General features: G+C 68.7%; 14 protein-coding genes and 2 pseudogenes. 12 read left to right on the top strand and 4 right to left on the bottom strand.

The window, feature by feature from the left end; genetic code table 11:
- The first annotated feature begins 124 nt into the window (after positions 1-124).
- From nth to marP, 4 genes are read left to right on the top strand one after another with little or no spacing between them, the layout of a single operon-like run.
- Positions 125-805 carry an endonuclease III gene (gene nth, locus CWS39_RS20785; protein WP_199178230.1) on the top strand — a complete coding sequence of 227 codons (681 nt, stop codon included), beginning with the start codon at positions 125-127 and terminating at the stop codon, positions 803-805.
- Positions 802-1,449 (top strand): TlpA family protein disulfide reductase, encoded by a 648-nt coding sequence (locus CWS39_RS20780; protein WP_102144810.1) that lies wholly within the window; start codon positions 802-804, stop codon positions 1,447-1,449. Before nth ends, CWS39_RS20780 begins: the two co-directional genes overlap by 4 nt.
- Positions 1,446-2,228 (top strand): NUDIX hydrolase, encoded by a 783-nt coding sequence (locus CWS39_RS20775; RefSeq protein ID WP_102144809.1) that lies wholly within the window; start codon positions 1,446-1,448, stop codon positions 2,226-2,228. The genes CWS39_RS20780 and CWS39_RS20775 overlap by 4 nt, the downstream gene beginning before the upstream one ends.
- Positions 2,225-3,415, top strand: coding sequence for an acid resistance serine protease MarP (marP, locus tag CWS39_RS20770; RefSeq protein ID WP_102144808.1), 1,191 nt, complete (start codon positions 2,225-2,227; stop codon positions 3,413-3,415). Before CWS39_RS20775 ends, marP begins: the two co-directional genes overlap by 4 nt.
- Here the strand turns inward: marP and CWS39_RS20765 are convergent.
- The gene (locus CWS39_RS20765; RefSeq protein ID WP_102144807.1) at positions 3,412-4,386 is read right to left on the bottom strand and encodes an alpha/beta fold hydrolase; all 975 of its coding nucleotides are present in this window, start codon (positions 4,384-4,386) and stop codon (positions 3,412-3,414) included. The two genes, marP and CWS39_RS20765, sit on opposite strands and share 4 nt — an antisense overlap.
- Positions 4,386-4,898 (bottom strand): phage holin family protein, encoded by a 513-nt coding sequence (locus CWS39_RS20760; protein WP_102144806.1) that lies wholly within the window; start codon positions 4,896-4,898, stop codon positions 4,386-4,388. Before CWS39_RS20760 ends, CWS39_RS20765 begins: the two co-directional genes overlap by 1 nt.
- 131 nt (positions 4,899-5,029) lie before the next feature.
- Between CWS39_RS20760 and CWS39_RS20755 the strand changes: the two genes are divergently transcribed.
- Positions 5,030-5,728: a chymotrypsin family serine protease gene (locus CWS39_RS20755; RefSeq protein WP_102144805.1), complete on the top strand. Its 699-nt coding sequence runs from the start codon at positions 5,030-5,032 to the stop codon at positions 5,726-5,728.
- A 70-nt stretch (positions 5,729-5,798) separates the two neighbouring features.
- Here the strand turns inward: CWS39_RS20755 and acs are convergent, their stop codons facing one another.
- On the bottom strand, positions 5,799-7,751 hold the full coding sequence (acs, locus tag CWS39_RS20750) for an acetate--CoA ligase (RefSeq protein ID WP_199178227.1): 1,953 nt from the start codon (positions 7,749-7,751) through the stop codon (positions 5,799-5,801).
- A 111-nt stretch (positions 7,752-7,862) separates the two neighbouring features.
- Between acs and CWS39_RS20745 the strand changes: the two are divergent.
- Both CWS39_RS20745 and CWS39_RS29260 read left to right on the top strand, forming a co-directional pair.
- Positions 7,863-8,051 (top strand): annotated as a pseudogene (locus CWS39_RS20745) (oxidoreductase); the annotation flags it as partial.
- A 798-nt stretch (positions 8,052-8,849) separates the two neighbouring features.
- Positions 8,850-9,437 (top strand): annotated as a pseudogene (locus CWS39_RS29260) (Fic family protein); the annotation flags it as partial.
- A 374-nt stretch (positions 9,438-9,811) separates the two neighbouring features.
- On the opposite strand, the gene CWS39_RS20730 reads toward CWS39_RS29260, so the two are convergent.
- Complete coding sequence (locus CWS39_RS20730; protein WP_102144803.1) at positions 9,812-10,669, bottom strand: HAD-IB family hydrolase; 858 nt, start codon at positions 10,667-10,669, stop codon at positions 9,812-9,814.
- Positions 10,670-11,090: 421 nt separating this feature from the next.
- Here CWS39_RS20730 and ssd point away from each other — a divergent pair, with 421 nt between their 5' ends.
- The 5 genes from ssd to CWS39_RS20705 are packed head-to-tail and all read left to right on the top strand — an operon-like array spanning position 11,091 to position 14,908.
- The gene (ssd, locus tag CWS39_RS20725) at positions 11,091-12,164 is read left to right on the top strand and encodes a septum site-determining protein Ssd (protein ID WP_102144802.1); all 1,074 of its coding nucleotides are present in this window, start codon (positions 11,091-11,093) and stop codon (positions 12,162-12,164) included.
- Positions 12,161-13,318: a TadA family conjugal transfer-associated ATPase gene (locus tag CWS39_RS20720; protein WP_102144801.1), complete on the top strand. Its 1,158-nt coding sequence runs from the start codon at positions 12,161-12,163 to the stop codon at positions 13,316-13,318. The genes ssd and CWS39_RS20720 overlap by 4 nt, the downstream gene beginning before the upstream one ends.
- Positions 13,315-14,100, top strand: a complete 786-nt coding sequence (locus CWS39_RS20715; RefSeq protein ID WP_102144800.1) for a type II secretion system F family protein — start codon at positions 13,315-13,317, stop codon at positions 14,098-14,100. The genes CWS39_RS20720 and CWS39_RS20715 overlap by 4 nt, the downstream gene beginning before the upstream one ends.
- A complete protein-coding gene (locus CWS39_RS20710; RefSeq protein WP_102144799.1) occupies positions 14,097-14,675 on the top strand; it encodes a type II secretion system F family protein in 579 nt (192 codons plus the stop codon). Before CWS39_RS20715 ends, CWS39_RS20710 begins: the two co-directional genes overlap by 4 nt.
- 29 nt (positions 14,676-14,704) lie before the next feature.
- On the top strand, positions 14,705-14,908 hold the full coding sequence (locus CWS39_RS20705; RefSeq protein ID WP_102144798.1) for a DUF4244 domain-containing protein: 204 nt from the start codon (positions 14,705-14,707) through the stop codon (positions 14,906-14,908).
- The last annotated feature ends 9 nt before the right edge of the window (positions 14,909-14,917 follow it).

The raw sequence follows: 14,917 nt of genomic DNA, 5'->3' as shown, positions 1-14,917 counted from the left end.
CTGCGCGTGGGCCGGCCCGTGGTTGTCGCAGGTCGTCAGTACGCTGGCATCCGTGACAGTGCGGGCCCGCGCGCGGAAATGGGACACCGAAACCCACCTCGGTCTGGTTCGGCGTGCCCGGCGGATGAATCGTGCACTGGCGCAAGCGTTTCCACACGTGTACTGCGAGCTGGATTTCACCAATCCGCTGGAACTGACGGTGGCCACCATCCTGTCCGCGCAGAGCACCGACAAGCGGGTTAACTTGACCACGCCCGCGCTGTTCAAGAAGTACCGCACCGCGCTGGATTACGCCCAGGCCGATCGCGCCGAACTCGAGGAGCTGATCCGGCCCACCGGGTTCTATCGCAACAAGGCCAATTCGCTGATCCGGCTGGGCCAGAAACTGGTGGAGCGTTTCGACGGCCGGGTGCCGGCCACCATGGAAGAGCTGGTGACGCTGCCCGGCATCGGCCGCAAAACCGCCAACGTCATCCTGGGCAATGCCTTCGGAATCCCCGGCATCACCGTCGACACCCACTTCGGCCGGCTGGTGCGGCGGTGGCGGTGGACCACCGAAGAGGACCCGGTCAAGGTCGAACACGCCGTCGGTGAACTCATCCCGCGCAGCGAGTGGACGGACCTGAGTCACCGGGTGATCTTCCACGGGCGACGGGTGTGCCACGCGCGCAAGCCCGCGTGCGGCGTGTGCGTACTGGCCAAGGATTGCCCCTCGTTCGGCACCGGGCCCACCGACCCGCCGACCGCGGCGGCGCTGGTCAAGGGGCCCGAAACCGAGCATCTGCTGGCCCTCGCAGGGTTGTGAGCACCTCAACTCGCTGGACCGTCGCGGTGCTGGTCGTCGCCGTGGCGCTGGTTACCGCGCTGTGGCTGCAACTGGGTGACGACGGGGCGTCGACCGGCCCCCGCGGGCCGGGTGTGGCCCGCGAACACCGCGCCGCCGACACCCCCGAAGCGCTGGCCGGTCCGCGGGCACGCGCCGATTTGCACCCGTGCCCACCGGCGTGGCCGGCGCCCGGCCCGGAGGCGCTGCGCGGGATCGACGTCGAATGCGCCGGGGACGGCTCGCGCGTCGACGTCGCCGCTGCGGTGGCGGGTCGCGCGGTGGTGCTGAATCTGTGGGCGTATTGGTGCGCGCCGTGCGCGGAGGAACTGCCCGCCATGGCGGAGTATCAGCAGCGGGTCGGGCGAAAGGTGACGGTGCTGACGGTGCACCAGGACGAGAACGAGACCGCGGCGCTGCTGCGGCTGGCCGAACTCGGCGTGCGGCTGCCGACGCTGCAGGACGGCCGTCGGCTGATCGCCGCCGCGCTGAAGGTGCCCAATGTGATGCCTGCAACGGTGGTGCTGCGTCCGGACGGTAGCGTGGCCGAAATCCTGCCGCGATCATTCGCCAGCGCCGACGAGATCGCAGCGGCGGTGAACCCGAAGATAGGAGTGGCCGGGTGAGCTGGCTCAGCGCAGCGGGTCCGCTGACGCCCGACGCTGCGCCGCCCTGGCTCAAACCGCTCGTCGACAACGCCCACCATGTGCCACGCGCTTACCGGCGGCGGGTACCGCCGGATGTGTTGGCGATGGTGATGGCGGCCCATACGAAGGCGGCGATGACGGGCAGCGGCCGGGACGCCGCCGTGCTGGTGCTGTTCTCCGGCCCGCCCGACTCCCCGACGGGTGGCCTGCCCGATGACGCCGACCTGCTGTTGACGGTGCGGGCCTCGACCCTGCGTCACCACGCCGGCCAAGCCGCGTTCCCGGGCGGTGCGGCCGACCCCAGCGACCGCGGCCCGGTGCACACCGCGCTACGCGAAGCCAACGAAGAGACCGGCCTCGACACCGACCGGCTGCACCCGCTGACCACACTCGAGCGGATGTTCATCCCGCCGTCGGGCTTCCACGTCGTGCCGGTGCTCGCCTACTCGCCGGACCCCGGGCCGGTGGCCGTTGTCGACGAATCCGAAACCGCGATCGTGGCACGTGTTCCGGTGCGGGCGTTCATCAACCCGGAGAACCGGATCATGGTGTACCGCAAGGCGAACACCCGCCGGTTCGCCGGCCCGGCGTTTCTGCTCAACGAGATGCTGGTCTGGGGATTCACCGGCCAGGTGATCTCGGCGATGCTCGACGTCGCCGGGTGGGCCAAGCCGTGGGACACCGACGACGTGCGAGAACTTGACGACGCAATGGCCCTCGTCGGGCATGAAGACGGATACGGTGAGGCTCAACAATGACATCGTCTCAATGGGTCGACATCGCCGTGCTGGCCGTCGCGTTCGTCGCCGTCGTCTCGGGCTGGCGGTCCGGCGCGCTCGGCTCGCTGCTGGCGTTCGTCGGGGTGGTGCTCGGCCTGGTGGCGGGCGTGCTGCTGGCGCCGCACGTGGTGGACAACATCACCGGCCCGCGCACCAAACTGTTCGTCACGATTTTCCTGATCCTCGCCCTCGTCGTGATCGGGGAAATCGCGGGCGTGGTGCTCGGCCGCGCGGTGCGCGGCGCCATCCACAATCGCGGGCTGCGGGTCTTTGACTCGGTGATCGGGATGGCCCTGCTGCTGGTTGCGGTGCTGGTGGCCGCGTGGCTGCTGGGCAGCCTGCTGACGTCGTCGGATCAGCCGAACCTGGCCGCCACCGTGCGCGGCTCCAAGGTGCTCGCCCAGGTCGACGAGGTCGCACCGAGCTGGCTGAAGTCCGTGCCGGCGCGGCTCAAAGCGTTGGTCAACACCACCTCCGGGATACCCGAAGTGCTGGCGCCCTTTGGCCGCACACCGATCGCCGACGTCGAGGCGCCCGACGCCGCGCTGGCCGTCGACGCGGTGGTGGCCGCGACCCGGTCGAGCGTGGTGAAGATCCGCGGTGTCGCGCCCGGCTGCCAGAAAGTGTTGGAAGGCACCGGTTTTGTGGTCGCGCCCAATCGGGTGATGTCCAACGCGCACGTCGTCGCCGGATCCGACAGTGTCACCATCGAGGCCGACGGACAGACTTACGACGCCAGCGTGGTGTCCTACGACCCGGACGCCGACATCTCCATCCTCGACGTACCCAACCTGCCGTTGCAGCCGCTGACCTTCGTCGACTCACCGGCACCCAGCGGTACCGATGCCGTCGTGATGGGATACCCCGGCGGGGGTGACTTCGTTGCCACCCCGGCCCGCGTCCGCGAGATCATCGAACTCAAGGGCCCCGACATTTACCGCAGCACCACCGTCACCCGTGAGGTGTACACGATCAGAGGTACTGTGCGCCAAGGCAATTCGGGTGGCCCGATGATAAACCGCAGCGGCAAGGTGCTCGGCGTGGTGTTCGGCGCCGCCGTCGACGATGCCGATACCGGATTCGTGCTGACCGCCAACGAGGTTGCCCGGCAGATGGCCAAGGTCGGCAACACTCAGCGCGTCGCGACGGGGACCTGCGTCGGCTAGCGGTACGCCTGCTCGAGGAACCGGGACAGTTGTTCGTTGACCTCGTCAGGTGCTTCCTCGTGAGCGAAATGCCCTGCACCGCTGACGGATACGTAACGGCCGTGTGGTGCGTAGCGCTGCGTGCGATACACCGGGTCGGCGAGCACGTACGGGTCGGCGTCCCCGCGTAGGTGCAGCACCGGCACCCCGATCGGGCGTTTCATCGCCGTCATGAATCGTCGGCCTTCACCACGCAGTTGGCTGCGCACCGCCCAGCGCTGGTACTCCAACGCGCAGTGCGCGGCGCCGGGGATCTGGATGGCCAGGCGCATGTGCGCGATCGTTTCGGAGAAATCTTCGCTGGCTTGCCATTTCACGCTTGCGCGGCTGCGTACCACGCGTTCCAGCTCGTCGGCGTTGTTGCGGGTGAGGGCGCGTTCCGGCCAGATCGGCACCTGGTAGCGCAGCAGCCACGGAAGCAGCGCCAGGCCCTGGTCACGTCGGCTCAATGCCGAGGCGCGCAAGGCCACCGGATGCGGCGAGCTGACCACCGCGATGGCCTTGACGACACGCGGATGCAGCACCGACGTCGCCCAGCAGACCAGGCCGCCGTCGGCGTGGCCGACCAGCGTGGCGGTTTGGTGTCCGAGCGCGCGGACCAGGCCCGCGGTATCACCGGCCAGCGTCCAGCCGTCGTAGCCGCGGGGCGGTTTGTCGCTGCCGCCGTAGCCACGCAGGTCGACGGCGACCACCCGCGCCCCGGTCAGCCCCTTGAGCTGGTGTCGCCACGACCACCAGAACGAGCCGAATCCGTGCAGCAGGATGACCAGCGGCCGCTCGGTCTCCGGAGCCGCAGCGGCGGCGACATCGAACTTTGTGTCGGCGTCTTTCTGGATGGCCTCCACCACGTGGAAGCGAATCCCGTTGGCGTGTACCTCGAGATGTCGCCACGGACCGTCGATGCGGGTCACCGACGGATCAGGTGGCTGCACTACCAGCCTGACGGATCGGCGGTCGCGGCGCCGGGGCCGGTGAGCGCCTTCTCGTCGGCCTTGTCGTGGCCGGGCGTCAGCGCCTCGCGGGTTTCCTTCACCGACTCGATGGTCTGCTGCGGCCCGCGGATGCGGCGCACCTTGAGATAACCGAAGAGCGCCAGTGCCGCGGTGGTCAGCACCATGAATCCGAACACGATCAGAAACGCCACCCACCGCCACAGCCAGGTGTCGAGCAGCTCGGCGACGAAGAAGAAGAAAAAGAAGGTCGAGTAGAACAACACCACCAGCGCGGCGATGAAGAAGACGCTGCCGGTGAGCCCCTTCTTCACGTCACGGGTGATCTCGGCCCTGGCCAGCTCGACCTCGGCGCGCACCAGCGTCGACACCTGTGCAGTGGCGTCCTTGACCAGGTCGCCGATGGACGGGTCGGGCTTGGGTGCGTGCGGATCCACCAGCGGAATCGATGTCACGGTCGTCGGCACGCCACTCTTGCGCTCGCCAATGCTCACGGACGCTCCCTCCCGCTGTCGCTGTCGTCGCGGCTTCATGTTGCCATGCGAGCGTTTCCTAAACGATTCCGGTCGACGCTCTAGACTGATTACGTCTTGAATACGCGGGTCGGGCCACGTGATGGGGAGGCATCTTGACCGGATTCCGCCGGCACCTCGGGGTAGCGGCGGCGATCGTGGGCCTGGCCGTGGTGCTCGCTCCGAAGGCCGGCGCGGTGGAACCCGTGACGCTGGGCGGCGGCTCGGGCATCGTCGTCGACGGCGGCACGCTGTGCACACTGACCGCCATCGGACACGACAATCGCGGCAAGCTCGTCGGGTTCACCTCAGCTCACTGTGGCGGGCCCGGCGCTCCGGTGGCGGTCGAGGGCGCCGATGCGGCGGGCGTGGTGGGCGTGATGGTCGCGGGCAACGAGGCGCTCGACTACGCGGTCATCGAGTTCGACCCGCAGAAAGTCCGGCCGATCAACAATGTCAACGGGTTTCAGATCGACGGCCTCGGCCCGGATCCGGCGTTCGGCGATGTCGCGTGCAAGTTGGGCCGCACCACGGGGTATTCGTGCGGCGTGACGTGGGGGCCCGGTGAAGACCCCGGCACCATCGTCAACCAGGTGTGCGGTCAGCCGGGCGACTCCGGTGCGCCGGTCACCGTCAACAACCGACTGGTCGGCATGATCCACGGCGCGTTCACCGAAGAGCTGCCGACGTGCGTGGTGAAGTACATCCCGTTGCACACGCCCGCGGTCACGATGTCGATCAACACGCAGCTGGCCGACATCGTCGCCAAGAACCGTCCCGGTTCGGGCTTCGTCCCGATCGGCGCCCGCTAGTCGGGCTCTCGGAGAGCCTTATGCCTAGGATTTGAGGCCACCAGGTGGCTCGAATCCCAGGCATGAGCGACTACTTGCTGGCGCGGATGGCCTCGAACACGCTGGGATCCACCAGCGTTGACGTATCGCCGAGCTCGCGGCCCTCGGCCACGTCGCGCAGCAGCCGTCGCATGATCTTGCCGCTGCGGGTCTTCGGCAGCTCGGGCACGACGTGAATCTCCCTGGGGCGGGCGATCTTTCCGATCTCCTTGGCGACCTGCTCCCGCAGTTCCTCGACCATATCCGCGCCGCTGTCCTTGGCGTGCTTTTCCAGGATGACAAATGCGCAGATGCCCTGGCCCGTCGTCTCGTCGCTGGCGCCCACGACCGCGGCCTCGGCGACGCCGGCGTGTCCGACCAACGCCGACTCCACCTCCGTCGTCGAAATCCGGTGGCCTGAAACGTTCATCACGTCGTCGATGCGTCCGAGCAGCCAGATGGACCCGTCGGAGTCGACGCGCGCGCCGTCACCGGCGAAGTACCAGCCCTTCTCGGCATACCGCGACCAGTATGTCTCCTTGTACCGCTCCGGGTCGCCCCAGATGCCGCGCAGCATCGACGGCCACGGCTGATCGAGCACCAGGTAACCGGTCACATGCTCGTCTTCGTCGGCGCCGGGGACGAGCTCGTTGCCGTCCTCGTCGACAATCTTCGCCGAGATCCCGGGCAGCGGTGTCATCGCCGAACCCGGTTTGGCCACCGTCACACCGGGCAGCGGCGAGATCATTATCGCCCCGGTCTCGGTCTGCCACCAGGTGTCGACGACGGGAGTCCTGTTGCCGCCGAAGGCATCCCGGTACCACCGCCACGCCTCGGGGTTGATCGGCTCACCGACCGACCCGAGCAGCCGCAGGCTCGACAGGTCGTGGGCGTCGGGGTATTCCCGGCCCCACTTCATGAACATGCGGATCAGCGTCGGCGCGGTGTAATAGATTGTCACGCCGTACTTTTCGATGACCTGGAAGTGACGGTGCTCATCCGGTGACGCCGGGGTGCCCTCGTAGACCACCTGGGTCGCGCCGTTGGAAAGCGGGCCGTAGACGATGTACGTGTGGCCGGTGACCCAGCCGATATCGGCTGTGCACCAATACACGTCGGTTTCCGGTTTGATGTCGAAGACGTAGTAGTGCGTATAGGACGCCTGCGTGAGGTAGCCGCCGGAGGTGTGCATGATGCCCTTGGGCTTGCCGGTGGTACCGGAGGTGTAGAGCAGGAAGAGCGGATGCTCGGAGTCAAACGCCTCGGGTGTGTGCTCCTCGGACGCCTTCTCGACGGTGTCGTGCCACCACAGGTCGCGGTCCTCGCTCCACGGCGTGTCGATTCCCGTGCGCCGCACCACAAGTACGTGCTCGACGGACTTCTGCCCATCGCACGCCTCGTCGACGGACTCCTTGAGCGACACCGCCTGACCGCGCCGGAACTGCCCGTCGGCGGTGATCACCACCTTGGCCTCGGCGTCCTCGATGCGGGCCTTCAACGCCGTCGCCGAGAAACCGGCGAACACCACGCTGTGCAGCACGCCCAGCCGCGCGCAGGCCAGCATCGCGACTATCGCCTCGGGAATCATCGGCATGTAGATCGCGACGCGATCACCGGCGACCAACCCGAGGTCGGTCAGCGCATTGGCGGCCTTGCACACCTCGGCTTTGAGTTCGGCATAGGTGATCTGCCGACTGTCACCGAGCGGTTCGCCTTCCCAGTGGATGGCCACCCGGTCGCCGTTGCCGGCCTCGACGTGGCGGTCCACGCAGTTGTAGGCGACGTTGAGCTTGCCGCCCACGAACCATTTGGCGAAAGGTGCCTCCGACCAGTCGAGGACGTCGGTGAACGGCGTCTCCCACGAGAGCCGGTTGGCTTGCTTTGCCCAGAACGCCAGCCGGTCCTGCTCGGCCTCGCGGTACAGCTCGGCCGTCGCGTTGGCCTGCGCGGCGAAGTCGGGTGGCGGCGGGTAGGCGGACGGAACTTTAGTGTGCGTCTCGGACATGTTTGTGAGCGTAGTCACCTTACGTTGCATCGACGTTGGGACCTCACAATGCGCTGTGACCGGTATCCGCGGTGCGGCTCGCGGGCTCGACGGTCGACTAGCGTGTGCGCCATGACCGATCCGCTGGCCCCGTTGGCCGACCTGCCCGGTGTGGCGGCGGCCAGTGAGGAGGCCCGCGAGGCTTTAGGCCGCGTGCACCGACATCGCACGAACTTGCGTGGTTGGCCCACCACGGCCGCCGAAGCGGCGCTGCGCGCGGCACGGGCGTCAGCGGTCCTGGACGGCGGCCAGTTGCACCTTCCGGCGGGCAGGAGCGAAGCGACCCGGGAATCAACTCCGGCGGGCAGGAGCGAAGCGACCCGGGAATCAACTCCGGCGGGCAGGAGCGAAGCGACCCGGGAATCAACTCCGGCGGGCAGGAGCGAAGCGACCCGGGAATCAACTCCGGCGGGCAGGAGCGAAGCGACCCGGGAATCAACTCCGGCGGGCAGGAGCGAAGCGACCCGGGAATCAACTCCGGCGGGCAGGAGCGAAGCGACCCGGGAATCAACTCCGGCGGGCAGGAGCGAAGCGACCCGGGAATCAACTCCGGCGGGCAGGAGCGAAGCGACCCGGGAATCAACTCCGGCGGGCAGGAGCGAAGCGACCCGGGAATCAACTCCGGCGGGCAGGAGCGAAGCGACCCGGGAATCAACTCCGGCGGGCAGGAGCGAAGCGACCCGGGAATCAACTCCGGCGGGCAGGAGCGAAGCGACCCGGGAATCAACTCCGGCGGGCAGGAGCGAAGCGACCCGGGAATCAACTCCGGCGGGCAGGAGCGAAGCGACCCGGGAATCAACTCCGGCGGGCAGGAGCGAAGCGACCCGGGAATCAACTCCGGCGGGCAGGAGCGAAGCGACCCGGGAATCAACTCCGGCGGGCAGGAGCGAAGCGACCCGGGAATCAACTCCGGCGGGCAGGAGCGAAGCGACCCGGGAATCAACTCCGGCGGGCAGGAGCGAAGCGACCCGGGGATCAACTCCGGCGGGCAGGAGCGAAGCGACCCGGGGATCAACTCCGGCGGGCAGGAGCGAAGCGACCCGGGGATCAACTCCGGCGGCGGACGGCAAACCCGACCCGGTGTTGGCCGGCGCTCTGCGGGTATCCGAGGCGCTCGAAGGCGGCGCGACGAACTTGGTCGGGGTGTGGCAGCGGGCGCCGTTGCAGGCGCTGGCCCGGCTGCATGCGCTGGCGGCCGCCGACCTCACCGACGACGAGCATCTGGGCCGCCCCCGCACCGACACCGATGTGGGACGCCGGCTCGAACTGCTCGCCGAGATCGTCACCGGCGGCACGTCGGTGCCCGCGCCGGTGCTGGCCGCCGTCGCCCACGGTGAGCTGCTGACATTGGCGCCGTTCGGGACGGCCGACGGCGTCGTCGCCCGCGGGGTGTCGCGGCTCGTCACGATCGCCAGTGGGCTGGACCCGCACGGACTGGGTGTGCCGGAGGTGTATTGGATGCGCCAGTCCGGTGACTATCGGGCGGCAGCGCGAGGATTTGCTTCTGGTACGCCGGACGGTCTGACGGCGTGGCTGGTGCTCAGTTGCCGGGCGCTACATGCCGGCGCGCGCGAGGCGTTGCAGATCGCTGCTGCGGTCGCCAGCGGCGGCTCCCAGCAAACGAAAGCGGGCGACGCTCCGAACTGATTCGGCTCGCCGCCCGCTAGCACGGACTCCGGTTACCAAGCGTGCACTTGTGGGTTGCGTGGGTTGGCCTCGGCGTCCTTGCGATGCGCTCCGGCTGCAACCCCACCCAAAGGGTCGTCGTGGTCGTCCGCTTTTCGCAATTACGCAGGCCCGCAACACTTTTGCCTATTCCGCGGCATGAGCTCCGCGTGGGTGCCGGGATCCGTGCTGGGTAGCCCGATTCGGGAGATCTAGCCTTCTCTTCCGGCTAAACCTTGGCCTCTTCAGGCTTCCGTGGTTCCTTTGTACTACGTGACCACGGTCACAGCAAGGGCGAAAATCTGTGCGAGTCCGGATCGTTACGACGCTGCGCTAGCTACTACGCGGCGTAGCTTTCACAGGGCGAAGCGGCGGAGCAGCGAGTACGTCAGTGCGCCAGCCGCCAACGCGCTCACCCCGACCGCCGCGGTGGTGGCGACCGCGGCACCCGACGGCGCGGGGATGCGGTCTCGAAGCGACACCGGCTTGGAGAACGTCAGCACCGGCCATCCGCGCGCCGCGGCCTCTTTGCGCAGTGCGCGATCGGGATTCACCACGGTGGGATGACCGACGGCTTCGAGCATTGGGATGTCGGTCATCGAGTCGGAGTACGCATAGCAGTGCTCGAGCGCGTAACCCTCGCGCGCCGCCAGTGCCTTGATGGCCTGCACCTTGCCCTCGCCGTAGCAGTAGAACGCGATCTCGCCGGTGTACTTGCCGTCTTCGACGACCATCCGGGTGGCCATCGCGTGGGTCGCGCCGAGAGCACGGGCGATCGGCGCGACGATCTCCTCGCCGGACGCCGACACGATCACCACGTCCCGGCCGCACAGCTTGTGATCGGCGATGAGCTCGGCGGCCTCGGCGAACACCAGGGGGTTGACGATGTCGTGCAGCGTTTCGTTGACGATCGACTTCACCTGCTCGACGTCCCAGCCGGCGCACATGTTCGTCACATACGACCGCATCCGGTCCATCTGATCGTGATCCGCGCCGGACATCAGGAACAGGAATTGCGCGTAGGTGGACTTGAGTACCGCGCGACGATTGATTAGCCCTTGATCGAAAAAAGGTTTGCTGAAAGCCAACGTGCTCGACTTGGCGATCACCGTCTTGTCGAGGTCGAAGAAGGCGGCGGTGCGCAGGGGCCGACCAGTTGCCGATTCCGTTTGCGGCGCGATCAACTCCCCGGCACCCGGCTCGGATGCGGTCACAGCGCCAGCATAAGCGGCCGCTGCGTGACACGACGGCCCGGACTGTAGAAAGTGGCAGGCCACGCCAGGTTCGGGTAACCGCCCGCCGGGGCGCTGTCCAGTGGTTTCCCGAGCAAGCGCTTTCTTGCGCCCTCGCGCAGTCCCGTGTGTATAGTGAGGATTACTCGGCTTATGCCGGGTGTGCATCAGCCCGACCCCCCGGGGCTGATACACGACGACCTCCGCCTCCTCCCCCCCTGGCGGGGGTCGTCCCTTTTGTGGGGTCTTTTACGCAATCCGGATAGTGCGCGGACCGCCGTTTGGTTGCGGAACGTTGTTTTCGCTGCGTGGTTTCTCCCCGGGCTGTCCACAGTTGCGAGTCCATCCACAGGTTGCGGTTTGGCGCTGGTGCGGCGTCGGTGTCCGCCCGCAGGGTGGAGGCATGCCATCCACCCACGGTGTTCTCGCTCTGATCGATGACCCGGCGTTGCGCGAGGACGTCGACCGGGTCGGCGCGGCGGCGGGTGTGCCCGTCATCCATGCCGCCGAGCCGTCCAGTCGCAAGGTATGGACAGCGGCGGCCGCCGTGCTGCTCGACGTGCCCGCGGCGCGGCGTTGCACGGCACGCGCATTACCCCGCCGAGGTGAAGTCGTGCTGGTGGGACGCGCCGAGCCCCGGCAAGAGGAGTGGGAGGCCGCGGTCGCCGTCGGGGCCCAACGGGTGATCACCCTGCCGCGCCAAGATGGCGAACTGGTTGCCCACCTGTCCGACGCCGCCGAGTCGACGCGCGAGGAGAGTCGACACGGCACGGTCGCGGCGGTGATCGGCGGCCGCGGGGGCGCGGGCGCGTCGCTGTTCGCCATTGCGCTCGCCGACGCCGCGCCTGACGCGCTGCTCGTCGACGTCGACCCATGGGGCGGCGGAATCGATTTGGCGCTGGGCGGCGAGGCCGACGTCGGACTGCGTTGGCCCGATCTCGCGATTCAGGGCGGCCGGCTGAGCCATTCGGCGCTGCGGGCCGCGCTACCCAGCCGCCACGGGGTGAGCGTGTTGTCGTGCGGTCGCAGCGGCACCGAGATCGACGCAGGACCGCTGGCGGCGGTGATCGATGCGGGCTGCCGCGGTGGCGCGACCGTCATCTGTGATCTACCCCGGCGGCCCGGCGCTGCGGTTGAAACAGCCTTGGAGACAGCTGATCTCGTTGTTCTTGTCACCAGCGCAGATGTGCGCTCGTGTGCGGCCGCGGCGGTGATCGGGGCGTGGGTGTCGGCGATCAACCCCAACGTCGGCCTGGTGGTGCGGGGGCCCGCTCCCAGCGGATTGCGGGCGGCCGAAGTATCCGACGCCGTGGGGCTGCCGGTGCTGGCGGCGATGCGCCCCCAACCCCGGGTGGCCGACATGTTGGAGCGCGACGGGCTCCGGCCGGGCCGACATTCACCGCTGGCGAAGGCGGCTCGTCAGGTGCTGGCCGTGTTGCAGCAGCGGCCGTCGGCGGAGAGGGCGCTCGAGGTATGAGCACACTCATTGATCGGGTGCGTGAGCGGCTCGCGGTCGAATCCTCGTCACTGCGTCCGAACGTGGTCGCGGCGGCGATACGTGCCGAATCGGGCGGGGTGCTCGGCGACACCGAGGTGCTGAGCAACCTACGGATGTTGCAGACCGAACTGACCGGTGCGGGCATTCTCGAGCCGCTGCTGTGTGCCGAGAGTACCACCGACGTCCTCGTCACCGCGCCCGACGCGGTGTGGGTGGACGACGGAAACGGGCTGCGCCGCAGTCCGATTCGGTTCGCCGACGATGCCGCGGTGCGTCGGCTCGCGCAGCGGCTGGCGCTGAGCGCCGGGCGCCGCCTCGACGACGCGCAGCCGTGGGTCGACGGTCAGCTGACCGGTCTGGGCACCGGTCAGTTCACCGTGCGACTGCACGCCGTGCTGCCGCCCATCGCAGCGGGCGGCACCTGTTTGTCGCTGCGCGTGCTTCGGCCCGCCACCCAGGATCTCGAGGCGCTGAAACAGGCGGGCACGATCGCACCGCAAGCCGCCGACCTGCTCGACGAAATCATTTGCGCCCGATTGGCTTTCCTTATCTCCGGCGGCACCGGCGCCGGCAAGACCACACTGTTGTCGGCGATGCTGGGCGCCGTCCCGTCCGGCGAACGGATCATCTCTGTCGAGGACGCCGCCGAACTCGCGCCCCGACACCCACATCTGGTCAAGCTCGTCGCCCGGTGCGCAAATGTCGAAGGGGTCGGCGAGGTGACGGTGCGAGACCTAGTGAGGCAGGCGCTGCGGATGCGGCCCGACCGCATCGTGGTCGGCGAGGTGCGCGGCGGCGAAGTCGTCGACCTACTCGCCGCCCTAAACACCGGGCACGACGGCGGCGCGGGCACCGTGCACGCGAACAACCCGGCCGAGGTGCCGGCCCGACTGGAGGCGCTGGCCGCCGTGGGCGGGCTGGATCGTGCGGCATTGCACAGTCAACTCGCCGCCGCGGTGCAGGTGCTGCTGCACGTCGGGCGCGACCGCGACGGGCGGCGGCGGCTCACCGAGATCGCGGTGCTGCGGTGTGCGACCGACGCCCGCGTCGAGGCGATCACGGCGTGGCACGCCGACAGTGGATTCGGTTGCGGTGCGGACCATTTACGTCAACTCGTGCGGGAGCGGCGATGAGCGCCGCGGCGCTGGCATTGGCGCTGGCCCTGCTGGTGGCCCCATCCTCTCCGCGACGCCGACTGATCGCGGCAGCCCACGTCGACACCGGCCGACACCGACTTGCGATCGTCGGAGGCGCGGGGGTTGCGGTTATGGCGGTCGCGTTTGTCGTTCCCGTCACCGTCACCATCGCGGGTGTCGTTACGGGTGCCACGCTGGTGCTACGGCGTCGGCGTCGTCTTATGCAACGCCGCCGGTCCGAGGAAACCGCGGCCCTGCAAGCGGCGCTGGACGTCCTGGTCGGCGAGCTGCGGGTGGGCGCGCATCCGGTGACGGCGTTGCGCACCGCCGCCGACGAAGTTGACGGTGCGGTGGCAGCGTCGCTGCGTGAGGTGGCGGCGCGCGCAGGGCTCGGCGCCGACGTGCCGGCGGGTCTGCGCGGCGTCGCGCGGGGCTCGACACTGTCTGCGCACTGGGAGCGGCTGGCGGTGTGCTGGCAGCTGGCCGAGACACACGGCTTGGCGGTCGCCACACTGATTCGGACCGCTGCACGCGACATCGTTGAGCGCGAACGGTTCACCGCGCGGGTGCACGCCGCGATGGCCGGCGCCCGGACCACCGCGGCGGTGTTGGCCGGCCTCCCGCTGCTGGGGGTGGGGCTCGGTCAGCTGATCGGGGCGGATCCACTGCGCTTCTTGCTGTCCGGCGGCGGGGGTGGGTGGCTGCTGGTAGTTGGCGTGGTGCTGGCGTGCGCTGGATTGACGTGGTCGGACCGCATCACCCGTGAGGTGTCGACATGACGTGGGCCGCCGTCCTTTTGGCCGCTGCAGTGCTGGTGTCGGGTGGCCGAACCCCGGTGCGCAGGCATGCGGGTCTGGTCGAATCTGCGCGACGGCGCCAGGCGAGCCGGCAACCCGCCGCCGATCCGCTGGCCGCGGCATCGGCGTTCGATGTGCTGGCGGCGTGTCTGTCGGCGGGGATGGCGGTGGCGAGCGCGGCGGCCGCGACCGCACCGTCGGCGCCGCCGCAGTTGTCGCAGGTGCTGACCCGCGCGGCCGATCTGCTGGCGTTGGGTGCCGACCCCGCGACGGCATGGTCGAATCCCACTGCGCCGCTGGACAGTCACGCCGAGGCCCTGCTTCGGCTGGCACGACGTTCGGCCGCGTCGGGCGCCGCGTTGGCGCAGGCCGTCGGGGAACTGGCCGATCAGTCGCGGCGCGCTGCGGCCGATGCCGCGACGGCGGCCGCGGAGCGGGCGTCGGTGCTGATCGCTGGGCCGCTCGGGCTGTGCTATCTGCCGGCGTTTCTCTGTCTGGGCATCGTGCCGGTGGTGGCCGGGCTCGCCGGTGACGTGCTGCAGGCCGGATTTCTGTGATGGCAATCGAATGATGAGGAGGAAAACAGATGGTGGCAAACATGATTCGGACCACGCGGGCCCGAATGACGCTGCTGATGGTCGACGAGGCCGGCATGTCTACCGTCGAATACGCGATCGGGACCGTTGCGGCGGCCGCGTTCGGGGCGATCTTGTACGCGGTGGTCACCGGGGACTCGATCGTCAGCGCGCTGACCAACATCATCAGCCGGGCGCTCAACACCAACGTTTAGGTGATGCGG

It is taken from the genome of Mycobacterium hubeiense (assembly GCF_002838065.1).
Lineage (GTDB): Bacteria > Actinomycetota > Actinomycetes > Mycobacteriales > Mycobacteriaceae > Mycobacterium > Mycobacterium hubeiense.
This window is presented reverse-complemented; position numbering and strand designations above follow the sequence as displayed.

Bases quoted from the DNA above. Each gene is read 5' to 3' on its own strand.
- CWS39_RS20720 (WP_102144801.1), top strand. From the start codon at position 12,161: ATGAGCACACTCATTGATCGGGTGCGTGAGCGGCTCGCGGTCGAATCC.
- CWS39_RS20715 (WP_102144800.1), top strand. From the start codon at position 13,315: ATGAGCGCCGCGGCGCTGGCATTGGCGCTGGCCCTGCTGGTGGCCCCA.
- nth (WP_199178230.1), top strand. From the start codon at position 125: ATGAATCGTGCACTGGCGCAAGCGTTTCCACACGTGTACTGCGAGCTG.
- CWS39_RS20705 (WP_102144798.1), top strand. From the start codon at position 14,705: ATGGTGGCAAACATGATTCGGACCACGCGGGCCCGAATGACGCTGCTG.
- CWS39_RS20710 (WP_102144799.1), top strand. From the start codon at position 14,097: ATGACGTGGGCCGCCGTCCTTTTGGCCGCTGCAGTGCTGGTGTCGGGT.
- marP (WP_102144808.1), top strand. From the start codon at position 2,225: ATGACATCGTCTCAATGGGTCGACATCGCCGTGCTGGCCGTCGCGTTC.
- ssd (WP_102144802.1), top strand. From the start codon at position 11,091: ATGCCATCCACCCACGGTGTTCTCGCTCTGATCGATGACCCGGCGTTG.
- acs (WP_199178227.1), bottom strand. From the start codon at position 7,751: ATGTCCGAGACGCACACTAAAGTTCCGTCCGCCTACCCGCCGCCACCC.